We start from the raw sequence: 17,541 nt of genomic DNA, 5'->3' as shown, positions 1-17,541 counted from the left end.
CGCTGATCCCGACAAGGAGACCGTCATGTCCATCGAAGTGATCCATCGGCCGGAGCAGGACCATCTGGAACGCCTGGGGGTGTTCGACTGGCCGGTGTGGGAGAAGGAAGTCTCGACCTTCCCCTGGCACTACGACGAGCGCGAGGTCTGCTACATCCTGGAGGGCCAGGTGACGGTGACGCCGGATGACGGTGGCGAGCCCGTCACCGTGGGCGAGGGCGACCTGGTGACCTTTCCCGAGGGCATGGACTGCACCTGGGAGATTCACCGCGATATCCGCAAGCACTACCGCTTCGGCTGAGTTTCCTTACCGGGCGAGCCACTGGGTGTCGAGCGGGGTATTGAAGGTCTCCTCGACGCGGCGCAGGTAGTAGAGCATGTCGACCGGCAGGTTGATGCCGTCGTGCATCTGCAGGGGATAGAGGTCGGCGGCGATCACGCAGTCGGCGATCGACGGGTGGCCGAGGTAGTAGCGGCTGGCAGCCAGGTGTTTCGCCAGTTCCGGCAGCCGGCTGAGCCTGGCGAGCTGGTTGTAGCCGTCGTAGCGGTCGTTGGCGAGTTCTTCCAGCGACAGGCCGAAGCGGTGCTGCACCTGGGCCTTGTAGTCGGCCAGGGCCTCGGCGCTATCGCCGATGCCGTGGAAGCCCGGCGCCAGCGGCACGTACAGTCGCTCCAGTACCAGGTCGACCTTTGCGCGCCAGTCGAGCAGGGCCTGCCAGGCGTCCTCGGGGATCACGCCGTCGGACAGCGGCTCGCCGCTCGGGAGCAGGCGGTCGATGTCGTGCAGCGCGGCGAGCGTGTCGGTGACCAGGGTGCCGTCTGCCAGCTGCAGGATCGGCGACTGGCGCGCCACGCCCAGCTCGAAGAAGGTCTCGTCGTCGAACCAGTCCAGCGTGCGGGTCTCCAGCGCGACACCCTTGTAGCCACAGGCCAGGCGCAGACGGTCGGCCTTCGCGTCGTGCGGGAAGTGGTAGAGCGTGGCCACGGGTCTATTTACCGCGCTGGGCATGGCTCAGGATGAAGTCCCACTGGTCCTGGGTGATCGGCATCACCGACAGGCGGTTGCCGCGACGCACCAGCGGGCAGTCCTCGAGTTGCGGCTGCTGCTTCAGCCAGTCGAGGGTGATGATGTCGCCGAACTTCTCCTCGAAGGCGACGTCCACGCGCAGCCAGCGCGGGTTGTCCGGGTCGCTCTTCGGGTCGTAGTGCGGGTCTTCGGGGTCGAAGGCGCAGGAGTCCGGGTAGGCCTCCTTCTCGATGCGCAGGATGCCGACGATGCCCGGTGGCTTGGCGTTGGAGTGGTAGAAGAAGGCCAGATCCCCCTTCTTCATCTCGTCGCGCATCATGTTGCGAACCTGGTAGTTGCGGATGCCGTCCCAGGGCTCCACGCCGATGCGTTCCAGGTCGTCGATGCTGAACTCGTCGGGCTCGGACTTCATCAGCCAGTAGGCCATGCGGGCTCCTCGTGCCAAGTGAGCGGTGTGGTCAGGTGTGCGTATTGTGCCGCGCGCGGTCCGGCAGCGCATGCCAGCCCTGTTCGGTGACGACACCATCCAGCGGGACATCCCAGGGCTGGGTGGGAAGTGCCGGCACCCCCTGCAGCGCGTGGGCCACGCCGATCAGTTTCGGCCGCCGGGTGCCGAAGCGGCGCCGGGCGAAATAGCGGTCGTAGTAGCCCGCGCCCATGCCCATGCGGTTGCCGGCATGGTCGAAGGCGACCAGCGGCATCAGTACCACCTGCATCTCGCGGCGCCAGATGCGCGGGGCGTCGGGACAGGGCTCGGCGATGCCGAAGCCGTTGTGGCACAGCGGCGCGTCCGGCGCCCAGACGTGGAAGTGCATGCGGCCGGGGCGTTTGGCGTCCATCACCGGCAGGGCGATGCGGGTCCCGCGTCGGGCCAGGGCCACGGTCAGCGGGGTCAGGTCCACCTCGCCGCGCAGGCCCCGGTAGGCGCCGACGCAGTGTGGCTGCCAGCGCTGGAACCAGCGCAGCAGGTGCGCGCTGATCGCGGCGGAATGCCGGTCGAGCTGGTCGTTCGACAGCGCGGCGCGCTCGCGGCGCAGGCGCAGGCGCAGGGCGCGCAGATCGTCGGGCGACAGCGAATCAGGTGCGTTTTGCGCTGGCATGGGGATTCGGGATCGAAAAGAAGTGGACGCGCCCCGCAGGCGCCGGCGTGACCTTTGACCTTGAACCTGAGGTTCAGGTGGGAGAAGTCTCCGAATCTTTAGGCTTTCCGCTCGAAGACGGACCTGCACAGCGAAACGGAAGTACTCGGTCCCGTGGTGAAGAATTAAGGCTCAAGGGTACCACCGGGCCACAGTCGAACGCCGCAGCGACGCGTCCGGGTTCATTATGGACCAAACCCCCGGGGGCGCGCGCAACCCCCGTCGCAGTAGGGGATAGACAGGCTGGCGGTCAGCACTGCTCCCAGGGCAGGCCGTGGTAGCGCCAGCCGCCGCGGGTGGAACGCTGGTGGTGCTCGTCCAGCGGGCCTTCGAAGCCTTCCTCCACCGAAAAGACATGTTCGATGCCGGCATCGACCAGCGCCTGCCCGGCGGCCAGGGTGCGCTTGCCGCTGCGGCAGATCAGGTACAGCGCGGGCGCATCCGCACCGTGGTCGGCGGCGCCCCCGAGCAGCAGCTTGCGTACCTGGGGGACGAACTGGGGGTTCTCGGTCCAGTCCGGCTCGTCGATCCACGGGATGTGGATCGCGCCGACCGGATGCCCGACGAACAGGAATTCCATGGTCGAGCGGATGTCGATCAGCAGGTCGCGCGGACGCTGCTGCAGCCGCGCGTGCGCCTCCTGCGGGCTGACACGGTGCACGCCGGGAGCGGCGACGGTGGTCTGGTTGGCCAGTGGATCTTCCATAGTGTCTCCGTGGTGGCGCGGGCCGTCCTTGGCCACAAGCCCCCGGTTACATCGCGAAGTCGAGGCGTTCCTGTACGCGGTCGATCCCGGCCTGGGCGCATTCCTCGTCGAGGTCGCCACCCGGGGCGCCGGATACTCCGACCGCACCCACCATGCTGCCGGCCGCCTCGATCGGCAGACCACCGGCCAGCATGATGATGCCGTCCACGTGGTTCATCTCCATGCGGATGTCTTCGCGGTTGTCGCGGAAGTTGGCGGAGCTGGTGCCGGACATGGTCACGGCGCGGGCCTTGTCGCCGGCGATCTGGATGGTCTGCACCGCGGCCATGCGGTCACGCAGCACCACCTGGTTGTTGCCGGTTCGGTCCACGACCACCACCGCGGTCTGGTGGCCCATCTCGCGGCAGGCCTCGACGGCGCCCATGGCGATGTCGTTGGCCAGTTCCAGGGTCATGAAACGCTGGGTGTAGACATCCGCCTGGGCGCTGCTGGCCAGCCCCAGGCAGAGTGCGGCCGCAGTGCCCGTGACGAGGCGGGTCAGGGATTTGGTCATGGTGTCCTCCTTATTTTGGTTTTGGGTGCTGCATCCCGATCATGGCAGACAGGAGACGGTGTTGCCGAGCGGGCCATTCCGTTACCGTTCGACCGGCTGCAGGGTGGGGGAACAGGCGACAGCCGGGCCGGCCGCGGCTACACTACGCGCATGTCGGGAAACAGCTTTGGGCGACTGTTCGTCGTCAGTACCTTTGGTGAGAGTCACGGGCCGGCCCTGGGCGCGGTGGTGGACGGGTGTCCGCCCGGTCTGGAGCTGTGCGAGGCGGATCTGCAGTTCGATCTTGATCGCCGCCGGCCGGGGCAGTCGCGTCACACCACCCAGCGCCGCGAGCCGGACCAGGTGCGCATCCTCTCGGGCGTTTTCGAGGGGCGCACCACCGGCACGCCGATCGGGCTGCTGATCGAGAACGTCGATCAGCGCTCCAAGGACTACAGCGAGATCATGGATCGCTTCCGTCCCGGGCATGCGGACTACACCTATCACCAGAAATACGGCGTGCGCGACTATCGCGGCGGCGGGCGCAGCTCCGCGCGCGAGACCGCGCTGCGGGTCGCGGCCGGCGGCATCGCGCGGCGCTATCTGGAACAGCGCTACGGCATCACCATCCGCGGCTGGCTGGCCCAGCTGGGCCCGATCGCGCTGGAGGCGAAGCAGCCGGAGATCGCCAACGACAACCCGTTCTTCTCCCCGGACCCGGACAAGGTGCCGGAGCTGGAGGAATACATGGACGCCCTGCGCAAGTCGGGCGACTCCATCGGCGCGCGGGTCACCGTCGAGGCCATCGGCGTGCCGGCCGGCTGGGGCGAGCCGGTATTCGACCGCCTGGATGCCGAGCTGGCGCACGCGCTGATGAGTATCAACGCGGTGAAGGGCGTGGAGATCGGCGCGGGCTTCGAGTCCGTGACCCAGCGCGGCACCGAGCACCGCGACGAGATCACCCCCGAGGGCTTCCTCTCCAACCACGCGGGCGGCGTGCTGGGCGGGATCAGCACCGGCCAGGCGGTGCGCGCCAGCATCGCGCTGAAGCCGACCTCCAGCATCCGCCTGCCCGGGCGCAGCATCAACACCGCGGGCGAGTCGGTCGAGGTGGTGACCAAGGGGCGGCACGACCCCTGCGTGGGCATCCGCGCCACCCCGATCGCCGAGGCGATGATGGCCCTGGTGCTGATGGATCACGCCCTGCGCCATCGCGGGCAGAATGCCGACGTGGCGGATACGGGCCTCGCACTGCGCGATCATCCCGGCGAATGACGCGGCCGTTCGGCCGTAGTCTCCTGAACCGGTAGGGCCCTGCAATGGCCGTGACGCAGAACGCGCGCCTGTCCGGGGTCTATTTCTTCTACTTCGCCAGCCTCGGCGCCTTCATGCCGTTCTGGGGGCCGTATCTCTCCGAGGAGGGGTTCAGCGGCGCCCAGATCGGCGAGCTGATGGCGATCGTGCTGGCGACCAAGATCATCGCCCCGAACGTCTGGGGCTGGCTGGCGGATCGCGCCGGTGCGCACATGCCCATCGCGCGCTGGGGCGCGCTGGGCGGGGCCGTGGCGTTCACCGGGGTGCTGCTGTACACCGGCTACTGGTGGCTGGCGGTGGTGATGGCCGCCTACAGCTTCTTCTGGAATGCGATCCTGCCGCAGTTCGAGGCGACCACCATGCGCTCGCTGGGGCAGGATGCGCACCGCTATGCCCTGGTGCGGCTATGGGGTTCGGTGGGCTTTATCGTCGCGGTGGCGCTGCTGGGCTGGGCCTTCGACCACATCGACGTGGCCTGGCTGCCGTGGATCGTGCTGGCGATCCTGATCGCGGTGGTGGCGGCCGCGCAGTTCGTGCGCGAACCGGCGCGCAACCACGAGGAAGACAACAACGCCCCGCCGCTGTTGACCGTCCTGCGCCGTCCCGAGGTGATCGCGCTGTTCGTGGCCTGCTTTTTCATGCAGGCCAGCCATGGGCCCTACTACGCCTTCTTCACTCTGTACCTGGAACAGGCCGGGTTCTCGCGCGCGGTGGCCGGGCAGCTGTGGGCGCTGGGGGTCGCGGCCGAGGTGGTGCTGTTCCTGCTGATGCCGCGGCTGATCCTGCGCTTCGGGGCCTGGTTGCTGGTGTCGGCGGCGCTGGTGCTGACCACGCTGCGCTGGGGGCTGCTGGCGGCGGTGCCGGACTCGTTGCCGATGCTGCTGTTCATCCAGGTGCTGCATGCGGCCAGCTACGGGGTGTATCACGCGGCGGCGATCTCGCTGATCCACTATTTCTTCCCGGGCCGGCTGCAGGGGCGCGGGCAGGCGCTGTACTCCTCGCTGGCCTTCGGGCTGGGCGGGGCGATGGGCTCGCTGGTGGCAGGCTATCTGTGGGACGGCATCAGCCCCGCCTCGGTGTACGTGTTCGCGGCATTCCTGGCCGCGGCCGGGGTGATCGCCTCGGTGTACGGCGAATGGCGTTTCCGCACCCCGGTGCGAACCCTGTAACTGGCACGTTGCGGCAAAGCTTCGTAGGGTGCGCATACCCCGATGGAACGACAGAACCGGATGGAACAAACGATGATTCGAATTGCGATTGCGGGCGCCGGCGGGCGCATGGGCCAGAACCTGGTGCAGGCGGTGGACGAACACCCCGAGGCGCGGCTGGGCGCGGCCAGCGAACGCCCGGGTAGCGAGGCGATTGGCGCGCCCGTCGGTCAGGAGGGCCAGGTGCGCCTGGTCGAGGATCTGGCAACCGTGACCGACGACTTCGACGTGCTGATCGACTTCACCGCGCCGCAGGCCACCATGCAGCACCTGGATCTGTGCGCGCGCGCCGGCAAGGCCCTGGTGATCGGGACCACCGGTCTCGACGCGGATCAGGAGCAGCGTCTGCGCGACGCGGCGGCCACCATGCCGATCGTGTACGCGCCGAACATGAGTGTCGGGGTCAACCTGACCTTCAAGCTGGTGGAGCTCGCGGCGCGGGCGCTGGGCGACAGCGTGGATGTCGAGATCCTGGAGGCGCATCACCGCCACAAGGTCGATGCGCCCTCCGGTACCGCGTTGAAGCTGGGGCGCGTGGTTGCTGAGACTCTGGGGCGGGACCTGGAGCACGATGCCGTGTACGGCCGCGAGGGCCAGACCGGTGCCCGTGACCGGCGCACCATTGGCTTCGCCACGGTACGCGGTGGCGACATCGTGGGGGAACACACCACGCTGTTCGCCGGCGACGGCGAGCGTGTGGAGATCACCCACAAGGCCTCCAGCCGGACCGTGTTTGCTTCCGGTGCGGTGCGGGCCGCCGTCTGGCTTGCCGGTGCCGGGAATGGGCTGTTCGATATGCAGGATGTGCTGGGCCTGCGCGATCTCTAACCGGCGGCGCCTCGTGGCGTTTTACGGGGTGCAGCATTCCTTGTTATTCGGGTTTCGGTCCGCATACTGCCAGGCGCTGACTCGCGAGCGCGCCGCGAGGCACGTAAACACCGGATGCCGAACCGGGACCAGCCACCAGCAGGCAGGCGGCGGGCCGAACGCACGTAGAGACCGGAGGCTGAACCAGGGCCAGCTAAAATCGCCGGACAGCGAGCTCTCGCCAACCATGAATGAAGAGGCGGGTGACGTCGGAAAAGGAGCGTTCGTTGGACGTCGCGCGCGGCGCTCGCGTACACTTGAGGCCATATCCGTACCCGCTCTCGCCTGCATCGAACCGTTGCCGAAACGGGGGTTGTTCCCCGCCGAAACGGTGTGGACGAGGCCGGGTCCATGGTCCCAAACGAAACGCGTTATCGCCGCCGGCACAGGGCCGGGCGGCGGTGTCCAGACCACCCGGAGGTCCCCGTGTCCGCGCCCGCTCTGCTCGTCCTGGAAGATGGCACTGTGTTTCATGGTCAGGCGATTGGCGCCCAGGGCCAGACGGTCGGCGAGGTGGTATTCAACACCGCGATGACCGGGTATCAGGAGATCCTGACGGATCCCTCCTACCACCGGCAGATGGTCACGCTGACCTATCCGCATATCGGCAACACCGGGACCAATCCGGAGGATGACGAGTCCGCGCGTGCCCATGCCGCCGGGCTGATCATTCGCGACCTGCCGCCGCTGGTGTCGAACTGGCGTTCGCGCGAGTCGCTGCCGGATTACCTGCTGCGCCACGGTATTGTGGCGATCAGCGGGATCGATACCCGCAAGCTGACCCGCATCCTGCGCGAGAAGGGCGCGCTGAACGGCTGCATCCAGGCTGGCGAGGTGGACGAGCAAGCGGCCCTGGCGGCGGCGCGCGGGTTCCCCGGCATCAAGGGTATGGACCTGGCGCGCGAGGTCACCACGCGCAGCCGCTACGAATGGCTGGAGGGCACCTGGCAGCTCGGCGAAGAGCCAGCCCGGGTGGACCCGGAGCAGGCCGAATTTCACGTGGTCGCCTACGACTTCGGCATGAAGCAGAACATCCTGCGCATGCTGGCGGATCGTGGCTGCCGCGTGACCGTGGTGCCGGCCGAGACGCCGGTGGACGAGGTGATGGAGCTGAAGCCCGACGGCGTGTTCCTGTCCAACGGCCCGGGCGACCCCGAGCCCTGCACCTATGCGATCGAGGCGATCCGCGACCTCTGCGAGCGGAAGGTCCCGCTGTTCGGTATCTGCCTCGGGCATCAGCTGCTGGGCATCGCCAGCGGTGGCAAGAGCGTGAAGATGAAGTTCGGCCACCACGGGGCGAACCACCCGATCCGGCACGAGGAGAGCGGGCGGGTGATGATCTCGTCGCAGAACCACGGTTTTGCGATCGACGAGGACAACCTGCCCGATACGCTGACGCCGACCTACCGGTCGCTGTTCGACGGCACGCTGCAGGGCATTGCCCGCACCGACTGCCCGGCGTTCAGCCTGCAGGGACACCCCGAAGCCAGCCCGGGCCCGCACGACGTGTCCCCGGCGTTCGACGACTTCGTCGAGATGATGCGCGCCGCGCGCAGTTAGGGAAACATTTGTTTCCCTAGAGACCGTCTTTCCCGATTTCCGATTTCGACAGCCTGCGAGAGCCGTCACATGCCCAAGCGTACCGACATCCAGAGCATCCTGATCCTCGGGGCCGGCCCGATCGTGATCGGTCAGGCCTGCGAGTTCGACTACTCCGGCGCCCAGGCCTGCAAGGCCCTGCGCGAGGAGGGTTACCGGGTGATCCTGGTGAACTCCAACCCGGCGACCATCATGACCGACCCGGAGACGGCGGACGCCACCTACATCGAGCCGGTGGAGTGGGAGACGGTCGCCAAGATCATCGAGAAGGAGCGCCCGGATGCGGTGCTGCCGACCATGGGCGGTCAGACCGCGCTGAACTGCGCGCTGGACCTGTCGCGGGAAGGTGTGCTCGAGAAGTTCGGGGTGGAGATGATCGGCGCCAACGAGGCGGCGATCGACATGGCCGAGGACCGCGATCACTTCAAGGCGGCGATGGCCGATATCGGCCTGGACACCCCGACCGCGATGCTCGCGCATTCCTGGGAGGAGGCGCAGGAGGTCCAGCCGCAGATCGGCTTCCCCGTGATCATCCGGCCGTCGTTCACCCTCGGTGGTTCGGGCGGCGGCATCGCCTACAACCGCGAGGAGTTCGAGTACATCGTCAAGAACGGGCTCGACCTCTCGCCGGTCAACCAGGTGCTGCTGGAAGAGTCGGCGCTTGGCTGGAAGGAGTTCGAGATGGAGGTGGTCCGTGACAAGGCGGACAACTGCATCATCATCTGCTCCATCGAGAACCTGGACCCGATGGGCATCCACACCGGGGACTCGATCACCGTGGCCCCGGCGCAGACGCTGACCGACAAGGAATACCAGATCATGCGTGACGCCTCGCTGGCGGTGCTGCGCAAGATCGGCGTGGAGACCGGTGGCTCCAACGTGCAGTTCGCGATCAACCCGGAGAACGGGCGCATGATCGTGATCGAGATGAACCCGCGGGTGTCGCGCTCCTCCGCGCTGGCCTCCAAGGCGACCGGTTTCCCGATCGCCAAGGTCGCGGCCAAGCTGGCGGTCGGATATACCCTCGATGAGCTGAAGAACGACATTACCGGCGGGCTGACCCCGGCCTCGTTCGAGCCGTCCATCGACTACGTGGTCACCAAGATCCCGCGCTTTACCTTCGAGAAATTCCCGCAGGCGGACGAGCGTCTGACCACACAGATGAAGGCGGTGGGTGAGGCGATGGCCATTGGCCGCACCTTCCAGGAGTCGTTCCAGAAGGCGCTGCGCAGCATGGAGACCGGCATGGACGGGCTCGACGAGCGCATCGACCTGACCGCTGACGACGTAACCGACCAGTTGCGTACGAAGCTCGCGAACCCGACGCCCGAGCAGGTCCTGTATGTGGCCGATGCCTTCCGTGCTGGGTTCTCGATCAAGGACATCTTTGATCTGACGGCCATCGACCCCTGGTTCCTGGCGCAGATCCAGGAACTGGTGGATATCGAAAAGGGCCTGCGCGATCGCATCCTGGGCGAGATTGGTGCCGAGGAGATGTTCCGCCTGAAGCAGCGCGGCTTCTCCGACCTGCGTCTGGCGAAGCTGCTGAACGAGACCGAGAAGGCCGTGCGCAAGCACCGCCACGGCTTGGGCGTACGCCCGGTCTACAAGCGGGTGGATACCTGTGCGGCCGAGTTTGCGACGACCACCGCCTACATGTACTCCTCGTACGAAGAGGAGAACGAGGCGGAGCCGACCGACAAGCAGAAGATTATGGTCCTGGGCGGCGGGCCCAACCGCATCGGCCAGGGGATCGAGTTCGACTACTGCTGTGTGCATGCCGCGCTGGCGATGCGCGAGGACGGCTACGAGACCATCATGGTCAACTGCAACCCGGAGACCGTCTCCACCGACTATGACACCTCTGACCGGCTGTACTTCGAGCCGCTGACCCTGGAAGACGTGCTGGAGGTCGTGGCGACCGAGCAGCCGGCCGGCGTGATCGTGCAGTACGGCGGGCAGACCCCGCTGAAGCTGGCGCGGGATCTCGAGGCGGCCGGCGTGCCGATCATCGGCACCAGCCCGGACTCGATCGACCTGGCCGAGGACCGCGAGCGCTTCCAGGCCCTGCTGAACAAGCTGGGGCTCAAGCAGCCGCCGAACCGCACCGCGCGCAGCGAGGAAGAGGCGGAGAAGCTGGCCGAAGAGATCGGCTACCCGCTGGTGGTGCGCCCGTCCTACGTGCTGGGCGGCCGCGCGATGGAGATCGTGCGTGACCGTGAGGATCTGCGCAGTTACATGAAAAATGCGGTGTCCGTCTCCAATGACGCACCGGTGTTGCTGGACCGCTTCCTGGACGACGCCATCGAGGTCGACGTCGACGCGATCTCGGATGGCGAGAACGTGATCATCGGCGGGATCATGGAGCACATCGAGCAGGCCGGCGTGCACTCGGGCGACTCCGCCTGCTCGCTGCCGCCGTTCTCGCTGTCGATGGCGCTGCAGGACGAGATGGTCGAGCAGGTGCGCAAGATGGCGCTGGGACTGAAGGTCGTGGGCCTGATGAACACCCAGTTCGCGATCAAGGGCGACGATATCTACGTGCTGGAGGTGAACCCGCGCGCTTCGCGTACCGTTCCGTATGTCTCCAAGAGCGTCGGGCGGCCGCTGGCGAAGATCGCGGCGCGTTGCATGGCCGGTCAGACCCTGCCGGAACAGGGCGTGGGTGACGCGGTGTATCCGGACTACTATTCGGTGAAGGAGTCGGTCTTCCCGTTCGCCAAATTCCAGGGTGTGGACCCGATCTTGGGGCCGGAGATGAAGTCCACCGGCGAGGTGATGGGGGTCGGCCGCAGTTTCGCCGAGGCCTTCGCCAAGAGCCAGCTGGGGGCGGGCGTCCTGTTGCCGTCCACCGGCAAGGCCTTCGTGTCGGTGCGCGAGATCGACAAGCCGCATGTGGCCGAGGTCGCCCGGCGCCTGGTCGAGCTGGGCTTCGAGGTCCTGGCGACCCGCGGTACTGCCAAGATCCTGGAGGAGGCTGACATCGCGGTCACGCGCGTGAACAAGGTGACCGAGGGCCGCCCGCATATTGTCGACATGATCAAGAACGACGAGATCAGCTTCATTATCAATACCGTGGAGGGCAAGCAGTCGACCTCCGACTCCTACACCATTCGACGCGAGGCGTTGATGCACAAGGTGGGTTATACGACCACCATCGCCGGGGCCAAGGCCACCGTGCAGGCCCTGGATCATCTGGGGGCGAATGACGTCTTCCGGCTGCAGGACCTCCACCAGGAAAATCTCGGAGGGAAAAGCGCATGAACAAGACGCCCTTGACCGTGACCGGCGCGGAAAAGATGAAGGAAGAGCTGAAAAAGCTGAAGGGTGAGGATCGCCCGCGCGTCGTAAATGCGATTTCCGAGGCGCGCGAGCATGGTGACCTGAAGGAGAATGCGGAGTATCACGCTGCGCGCGAGCAGCAGAGCTTTATTGAAGGCCGTATCCGCGAGCTGGAGTCCAAGCTTTCCAACGCCCAGATCATCGACGTGACGACCCTGCCGCAGACCGGCAAGGTCGTGTTCGGCACGACCGTAGTGTTAGAGGCGACCGAGGACGGGCGTCAGGTGACCTACAAGATCGTGGGCGAGGACGAAGCCGACATCAAGAACAACATGATCTCGGTGTCTTCGCCCATCGCAAGGGCGCTGATCGGGAAGGAAGAGGGTGATGTCGTGACCGTCCAGGCCCCGGGCGGGGAGACGGAATACGAGATCCTGGAGGTTCGTTACGTCAACTGACGCAGCCTGGGCTCGCGTCAGGCCGGGGCCAGGGCGACCTTCGGGTCGTCCGGGTTGCGACGGAACAAGGTGGCGATGTACCCAATGCGTTGCACCCGCTCGGCGCCGGTGCGTTCGCACAGTTCGTCCACGGCCCCGTTGCGGGCATCGCGGTCGCCGATGTTCACCTTGATCTTTACCAGTTCGTGGTGGGTCAGCGCCTGATCCAGCTCCGCGAGCACGGCATCGGTCAGCCCATTGCGGCCGATGGTCACGATGGGCTTGCGCGGATGGGCGAGGCTGCGCAGATGGCGGCGTTGCGCGTCGGTCAGATTCACAGGAGGCCGTTTTTCGGTGTTGAAGCGACGGAATGATAGCACGCCGCTAACCAGTGAAAGGAGCGGGCATGCCCAAGCGTAGCCGCTCCAGCCAACGCTGGTTGAAGGAGCATTTCGACGACCCCTATGTGCAACGTGCGCAGCAGGAGGGGTACCGTGGGCGTGCGGTTTACAAGTTGCAGGAGATTGACGAACGCGATCGGCTGTTGAAGCCCGGGATGCGGGTGGTCGATCTCGGTGCCGCCCCTGGGGGGTGGAGCCAGTACGCCGCCCAGAAGATCGGGCGCAAGGGCGTGTTGGTGGCCACTGACATCCTGCCGATGGATCCGATCCCCGGTGCCGAGCTTGTGATCGGCGACTTTCGCGAGGATGCGGTGCTGCAGGAGATCCTGGCCCGGCTGGGTGATGAGCCGGCCGATCTTGTGCTTTCCGATATGGCCCCCAACCTTACGGGTACGGATGCCGTGGACCAGCCGCGGTCCATCCATCTTTGTGAGCTGGCACTGGAGTTAGCGACCGAGATTCTGAACCCCCGGGGGGCGTTTCTGGTCAAGCTGTTTCAGGGTGAAGGATCCGATGCCTACCTGGCCGCGGTCCGGGCAAGGTTCGGATCGGTCAAGGTGCGCAAGCCGAAGGCTTCGCGCCCACGGTCACGTGAAGTGTATGTATTGGCGCGCGAGCCCAGGGATGTGTAAAGCTCCCTGTAATTGACGATTGATGTTTTTCGAGGTGTCGTTTTGAACGGTCTGGCCAAGAATTTGATCATCTGGGCGGTGATTGCCGTCGTCCTGATGTCGGTTTTCAACAACTTCGGCCCGCAGCAGCAGACGCAGGATGTGCGGAGTATTACCTACTCTGAATTCATCCGCGACGTGCAGGGCGGTCGTGTCGACAACGTGACCATCAAGGGCGACAAGATCGAGGGCACCTCTCTGGAGGGGCAGAAGTTCACTACGGTGAACCCCAATGATCCGGGCCTGATCGGTGACCTGTTGCAGAACAATGTAGAGGTCAATGCCCACGAGGAGGCCGAGCGTTCTCTGCTCATGAGCATCCTCATCAGCTGGTTCCCGATCCTGCTGCTGATTGCCGTGTGGATTTACTTCATGCGTCAGATGCAAGGTGGCGGCGCCGGTGGCAAGGGCGCGATGTCTTTCGGCAAGTCCAAGGCCAAGCTGATGTCCGAGGACCAGGTCAAGGTCGGCTTTGGCGACGTGGCCGGCTGTGACGAGGCCAAGGAGGAGGTCACCGAACTGGTGGACTTCCTGCGCGACCCCTCCAAGTTCCAGAAACTCGGCGGTCAGATCCCGCGCGGGGTGCTGATGGTGGGTTCTCCGGGTACTGGTAAGACGCTGCTGGCCAAGGCGATCGCCGGCGAGGCCAAGGTACCGTTCTTCAGTATTTCGGGTTCCGACTTCGTCGAGATGTTCGTCGGTGTGGGCGCCTCGCGCGTCCGCGACATGTTCTCCGAGGCCAAGAAGCATGCCCCCTGCATTATCTTTATTGACGAGATCGACGCGGTCGGTCGTCAGCGCGGCGCCGGTATGGGCGGTGGTCACGATGAACGCGAGCAGACCCTTAACCAGCTGCTGGTCGAGATGGACGGCTTCGAGGGCACCGAAGGGATCATCGTGATTGCCGCGACCAACCGTCCCGACGTGCTCGACCCGGCGTTGCTGCGTCCAGGTCGCTTCGACCGCCAGGTCGTGGTGCCGCCGCCGGATGTACGTGGCCGCGAGCAGATCCTCAAGGTCCATATGAAGAAGACGCCGATCGCCGACGACGTGCGCCCGGACTTGATTGCGCGCGGCACGCCCGGTTTTTCCGGTGCGGATTTGGCAAACCTGGTCAACGAAGCGGCGTTGTTCGCGGCGCGCTCCAACAAGCGCCTGGTGGACATGTCCGACTTCGAGCGCGCCAAGGACAAGATCATGATGGGCGCCGAGCGCAAGTCCATGGTGATGTCCGAGGACGAGAAAAAGCTGACCGCCTATCACGAGGCTGGGCACGCGATCGTCGGCCTGACCGTGCCCGAGCATGACCCGGTCTACAAGGTCAGCATCATCCCGCGTGGTCGTGCCTTGGGTGTGACCATGTTCCTGCCTGAGGAAGACCGGTACAGCCACTCCAGGACCCGTCTGGAAAGCCAGTTGGCGAGCCTGTTCGGTGGGCGCCTGGCCGAGGAAATTATCTTCGGTAGCGAGAAGGTGACCACCGGCGCCTCCAATGACATCGAGCGCGCGACCCAGATCGCTCGCAACATGGTCACCAAATGGGGCCTGTCGGAGAAGTTGGGTCCGCTGGATTATGGTGAGGAAGAGGGCCATCCGTTCCTCGGCGGGCAGATGGGCAAGTCCAAGCCGATGTCCGACGACACCGCGCGTCAGATCGACGCCGAGGTGCGGCAGGTCATTGACGTGAACTACCAGAACGCGAAGCAGATTCTTGTCGATAACATCGACAAGCTGCACGCGATGGCGCGGGCGTTGATGAAGTACGAGACTATCGACGACAAGCAGATCGAGGACATCATGGCCGGGCGTGAACCCCGCGAACCGGCCGACTGGGATAGCAATAGCGGTTCCGGTGGCTCGGCTCAGGCATCGGATGATGCCGTGGACGGCGAAGGGGCCGACGACGGCCATAAGGGCCAGGATGACGACGACAAGGGCGTTGTTGGCGGCCCTGCGCCGCAGTCCTGATCGTTTGCTGACCGGATCGACCGGGGCCCCGGCCCCGGTCTTGGCCAAAGGCCGCCAGGCCCGGTTCCTGGCGGCTTTTTTGTTTTCATCTGGGGGATCCCGCCGTGCCCGTCGATTCGCTAGCGCTCCAATGTGGACGGCATACCCTTGATCTAGGTCGTGCCCGGATCATGGGGGTCCTCAATGTGACCCCCGACTCGTTCTCCGATGGTGGCCAGTACGACCGTGTCGAGGCCGCCCTGGTGCGTGCCCGCACCATGGTGGCGGAGGGTGCCGAGATCCTTGATATCGGCGGCGAATCCACCCGCCCAGGCGCCGAGCCGGTCCCCCTGGCGGAGGAACGCCGGCGGGTTCTCCCGGTGATTGAGGCCCTGCGCGCGGAGCTCGACGTACCGATCTCGGTGGATACGATGAAGCCGGAGTTGATGCGTGAGGCGGTCGCGGCGGGTGCCGGGCTGCTGAACGATGTGAATGGTTTCCGCGCGGATGGGGCGCTGGCGGTGGCAACGGAGGCGGCGCGTGAGTATGGAGTCGCGCTGTGCGCGATGCATATGCAGGGTGAGCCGCAGTCCATGCAGCACGCACCCCGGTATGCCGATGTGATCGCCGAGGTCCGTGACTTCCTCGATCGGCGGGTCGCCGAACTAACGCGGGCCGGCGTGCCCCGTGGGCAGATCCTGCTAGATCCCGGGTTTGGTTTTGGCAAGACGCTGGAACACAACGTCACGCTGTTCCGGGGTTTGCCACAGCTGACGACGGCCGGCTTGCCGCTGCTGGTGGGGGTGTCGCGCAAGTCGATGATCGGTCAGTTGTTGGGCGATCGTCCGGTCGCTGAAAGGGGACCCGGAAGCGCCATCGCCGCCCTTTTGGCGACGCAGGCCGGGGCGCGTGTCCTGCGTGTGCACGACGTCGCGGCGACGCGCGATGCCCTGACGCTATACTTGGAGCTTGGAGCCGCCGTAGACGATCGCCAGGGAGCACGAGGGAGCTGATGGGCAAATATTTCGGAACCGACGGGATTCGCGGGCGTACCGGCGAGTGGCCGATGACCCCCGAGTTTGCATTGCGCCTGGGCTATGCCGTGGGCGAGGTATTGGGTGAAAACGGCCAGCGTCAGGGGCCGGTCCTGGTGGGCAAGGACACGCGCGTGTCCGGTTATATGTTCGAGTCGGCGCTAGAGGCCGGCCTGTCCGCCGCCGGTCTGGATGTCGCCCTGCTGGGGCCGATGCCGACCCCGGCCATTGCCTACCTCACGCATACCTTCCGCGCGACGGCGGGTGTGGTGATCAGTGCCTCGCATAACCCGTTTCACGACAACGGCTTCAAGTTTTTCACGCCCGAAGGCGACAAGCTCCCGGATGCCACCGAGGCCGCCATCGAGGCCCGCTTGGAGCAGCCGGCACAGGCAATCGATGGCGCCCGTCTTGGCAAGGCCGTGCGTATCGCCGATGCCGCGGGGCGCTACATCGAGTTCTGCAAGAGCGCGATCCCGTCCCGCTCCGAGCTGCGGGGCATGAAGATTGTGATCGATTGTGCCCACGGCGCGACCTATAACGTCTCGCCGCATGTGTTTGAGGAGCTGGGGGCGCGTGTCGAGATCCTTGGCGCGCGTCCGGATGGCTACAACATCAATGCCGGTGTGGGGGCGTTGCACCCGGAGAATGTTGCCGAGCAGGTGCGCGCCACGGGTGCGGATCTGGGGATTGCGCTCGACGGCGATGGTGATCGCGTCATTCTGGCCGATGCCGACGGGAACGTTGTCGACGGCGACCAGATTCTGGGCATCCTTGCGCTGGCGCACCAGGCGAATGGGGGCTTTGACGGTGGCGTGGTCGGAACCCTGATGACCAACCTCGGGCTCGAGCAGGCGCTGTCTGGTGTTGGCATCCCATTTGTCCGCGCCAAGGTGGGCGATCGCTATGTGCTGGAAGAGCTCCGCCGCCGCGAGTGGACGCTGGGGGGGGAAGGTTCGGGCCATATCGTCTGCCTGGAGCACACCACGACTGGGGACGGCACCGTGGCCGCACTGCAGGTGGCCCATCTGATGCACCGCACCGGGCAACCCCTGTCGGCGCTCGCCGCGGCCATCCCCAAACTACCGCAATGCCTCATCAACGTTCCCGTCACAGGGGGTGCCGCCGGTTGTCTGGAAGCCGATCCGGTGCGCGCCGAGGTTGCCGCGATCGAACGTCAGCTCGGCCGGCGGGGGCGTGTCCTGCTGCGGCCCTCCGGCACCGAGCCGTTGGTGCGGGTGATGGTCGAGGGCGAGGATGCCGACGAGACCCGTACGGCCGCCGAGCGCATTGCGGACAGTATCCGCGCCGCGATCTGACCTACCGCGTCGCGCTCAGCCGTCCGCCGCGGGTCGGCTTGGTTGATTTGCTCTCGGT

General features: G+C 65.9%; 17 protein-coding genes and 1 other RNA gene. 11 read left to right on the top strand and 7 right to left on the bottom strand.

All coding sequences use genetic code 11. The annotated features are described in order from the left end of the window. The first annotated feature begins 25 nt into the window (after positions 1-25). Complete coding sequence (locus D002_RS0110295; protein WP_018141841.1) at positions 26-301, top strand: cupin domain-containing protein; 276 nt, start codon at positions 26-28, stop codon at positions 299-301. Positions 302-307: 6 nt separating this feature from the next. On the opposite strand, the gene D002_RS0110290 is transcribed toward D002_RS0110295, so the two are convergent. From D002_RS0110290 to D002_RS0110270, 6 genes are all read right to left on the bottom strand, one after another. Then, on the bottom strand, positions 308-985 hold the full coding sequence (locus D002_RS0110290; RefSeq protein WP_018141840.1) for a glutathione S-transferase family protein: 678 nt from the start codon (positions 983-985) through the stop codon (positions 308-310). A gap of 4 nt (positions 986-989) precedes the next feature. Then, positions 990-1,454: an EVE domain-containing protein gene (locus D002_RS0110285; protein WP_018141839.1), complete on the bottom strand. Its 465-nt coding sequence runs from the start codon at positions 1,452-1,454 to the stop codon at positions 990-992. Positions 1,455-1,485: 31 nt separating this feature from the next. Continuing rightward, positions 1,486-2,127, bottom strand: a complete 642-nt coding sequence (locus D002_RS0110280) for a 5-formyltetrahydrofolate cyclo-ligase (RefSeq protein ID WP_018141838.1) — start codon at positions 2,125-2,127, stop codon at positions 1,486-1,488. A gap of 27 nt (positions 2,128-2,154) precedes the next feature. Further along, positions 2,155-2,340: non-coding RNA, 6S RNA (gene ssrS, locus D002_RS13595), on the bottom strand. A gap of 76 nt (positions 2,341-2,416) precedes the next feature. Beyond that, entirely contained in the window at positions 2,417-2,872 is a 456-nt protein-coding gene (locus D002_RS0110275; protein ID WP_018141837.1) for a rhodanese-like domain-containing protein, read from the bottom strand. A gap of 46 nt (positions 2,873-2,918) precedes the next feature. Then, complete coding sequence (locus D002_RS0110270; protein ID WP_018141836.1) at positions 2,919-3,425, bottom strand: heme-binding protein; 507 nt, start codon at positions 3,423-3,425, stop codon at positions 2,919-2,921. A 150-nt stretch (positions 3,426-3,575) separates the two neighbouring features. Here D002_RS0110270 and aroC point away from each other — a divergent pair, with 150 nt between their 5' ends. From aroC to greA, 6 genes are all read left to right on the top strand, one after another. Continuing rightward, positions 3,576-4,679: a chorismate synthase gene (aroC, locus tag D002_RS0110265; protein WP_018141835.1), complete on the top strand. Its 1,104-nt coding sequence runs from the start codon at positions 3,576-3,578 to the stop codon at positions 4,677-4,679. Positions 4,680-4,723: 44 nt separating this feature from the next. After that, a complete protein-coding gene (locus D002_RS0110260; RefSeq protein ID WP_018141834.1) occupies positions 4,724-5,887 on the top strand; it encodes an MFS transporter in 1,164 nt (387 codons plus the stop codon). A 72-nt stretch (positions 5,888-5,959) separates the two neighbouring features. Then, the gene (gene dapB, locus D002_RS0110255) at positions 5,960-6,754 is read left to right on the top strand and encodes a 4-hydroxy-tetrahydrodipicolinate reductase (RefSeq protein ID WP_018141833.1); all 795 of its coding nucleotides are present in this window, start codon (positions 5,960-5,962) and stop codon (positions 6,752-6,754) included. Between the two features lie 465 nt (positions 6,755-7,219). Continuing rightward, complete coding sequence (carA, locus tag D002_RS0110245; RefSeq protein WP_018141832.1) at positions 7,220-8,353, top strand: glutamine-hydrolyzing carbamoyl-phosphate synthase small subunit; 1,134 nt, start codon at positions 7,220-7,222, stop codon at positions 8,351-8,353. 69 nt (positions 8,354-8,422) lie between these two features. Further along, complete coding sequence (gene carB, locus D002_RS0110240; RefSeq protein ID WP_018141831.1) at positions 8,423-11,656, top strand: carbamoyl-phosphate synthase large subunit; 3,234 nt, start codon at positions 8,423-8,425, stop codon at positions 11,654-11,656. Further along, positions 11,653-12,132, top strand: a complete 480-nt coding sequence (gene greA, locus D002_RS0110235) for a transcription elongation factor GreA (RefSeq protein WP_018141830.1) — start codon at positions 11,653-11,655, stop codon at positions 12,130-12,132. Before carB ends, greA begins: the two co-directional genes overlap by 4 nt. A gap of 17 nt (positions 12,133-12,149) precedes the next feature. On the opposite strand, the gene yhbY is transcribed toward greA, so the two are convergent. Further along, entirely contained in the window at positions 12,150-12,449 is a 300-nt protein-coding gene (yhbY, locus tag D002_RS0110230; protein ID WP_018141829.1) for a ribosome assembly RNA-binding protein YhbY, read from the bottom strand. A 68-nt stretch (positions 12,450-12,517) separates the two neighbouring features. On the opposite strand from yhbY, the gene rlmE reads away from it, so the two are divergent. The 4 genes from rlmE (at position 12,518) to glmM (ending at position 17,483) form a co-directional block, all read left to right on the top strand. Continuing rightward, positions 12,518-13,144, top strand: a complete 627-nt coding sequence (rlmE, locus tag D002_RS0110225; RefSeq protein WP_018141828.1) for a 23S rRNA (uridine(2552)-2'-O)-methyltransferase RlmE — start codon at positions 12,518-12,520, stop codon at positions 13,142-13,144. A gap of 42 nt (positions 13,145-13,186) precedes the next feature. Further along, positions 13,187-15,151, top strand: coding sequence for an ATP-dependent zinc metalloprotease FtsH (gene ftsH / locus D002_RS0110220; RefSeq protein ID WP_018141827.1), 1,965 nt, complete (start codon positions 13,187-13,189; stop codon positions 15,149-15,151). A 170-nt stretch (positions 15,152-15,321) separates the two neighbouring features. Beyond that, on the top strand, positions 15,322-16,143 hold the full coding sequence (folP, locus tag D002_RS0110215) for a dihydropteroate synthase (protein ID WP_018141826.1): 822 nt from the start codon (positions 15,322-15,324) through the stop codon (positions 16,141-16,143). Continuing rightward, positions 16,143-17,483, top strand: a complete 1,341-nt coding sequence (gene glmM / locus D002_RS0110210) for a phosphoglucosamine mutase (protein ID WP_018141825.1) — start codon at positions 16,143-16,145, stop codon at positions 17,481-17,483. Before folP ends, glmM begins: the two co-directional genes overlap by 1 nt. Positions 17,484-17,541: the final 58 nt, after the last annotated feature.

It is taken from the genome of Thioalkalivibrio sp. ALJ7, from assembly GCF_000376865.1.
GTDB lineage: Bacteria > Pseudomonadota > Gammaproteobacteria > Ectothiorhodospirales > Ectothiorhodospiraceae > Thioalkalivibrio.
Note: the sequence above shows the minus strand (reverse complement) of the source record. Positions and strands in the feature narration are given on the sequence as shown.

Bases quoted from the DNA above. Each gene is read 5' to 3' on its own strand.
- aroC (WP_018141835.1), top strand. From the start codon at position 3,576: ATGTCGGGAAACAGCTTTGGGCGACTGTTCGTCGTCAGTACCTTTGGT.
- rlmE (WP_018141828.1), top strand. From the start codon at position 12,518: ATGCCCAAGCGTAGCCGCTCCAGCCAACGCTGGTTGAAGGAGCATTTC.
- D002_RS0110270 (WP_018141836.1), bottom strand. From the start codon at position 3,425: ATGACCAAATCCCTGACCCGCCTCGTCACGGGCACTGCGGCCGCACTC.
- D002_RS0110280 (WP_018141838.1), bottom strand. From the start codon at position 2,127: ATGCCAGCGCAAAACGCACCTGATTCGCTGTCGCCCGACGATCTGCGC.
- D002_RS0110260 (WP_018141834.1), top strand. From the start codon at position 4,724: ATGGCCGTGACGCAGAACGCGCGCCTGTCCGGGGTCTATTTCTTCTAC.
- greA (WP_018141830.1), top strand. From the start codon at position 11,653: ATGAACAAGACGCCCTTGACCGTGACCGGCGCGGAAAAGATGAAGGAA.
- folP (WP_018141826.1), top strand. From the start codon at position 15,322: ATGGGGGTCCTCAATGTGACCCCCGACTCGTTCTCCGATGGTGGCCAG.
- glmM (WP_018141825.1), top strand. From the start codon at position 16,143: ATGGGCAAATATTTCGGAACCGACGGGATTCGCGGGCGTACCGGCGAG.
- D002_RS0110275 (WP_018141837.1), bottom strand. From the start codon at position 2,872: ATGGAAGATCCACTGGCCAACCAGACCACCGTCGCCGCTCCCGGCGTG.
- D002_RS0110295 (WP_018141841.1), top strand. From the start codon at position 26: ATGTCCATCGAAGTGATCCATCGGCCGGAGCAGGACCATCTGGAACGC.
- carB (WP_018141831.1), top strand. From the start codon at position 8,423: ATGCCCAAGCGTACCGACATCCAGAGCATCCTGATCCTCGGGGCCGGC.
- D002_RS0110285 (WP_018141839.1), bottom strand. From the start codon at position 1,454: ATGGCCTACTGGCTGATGAAGTCCGAGCCCGACGAGTTCAGCATCGAC.
- dapB (WP_018141833.1), top strand. From the start codon at position 5,960: ATGATTCGAATTGCGATTGCGGGCGCCGGCGGGCGCATGGGCCAGAAC.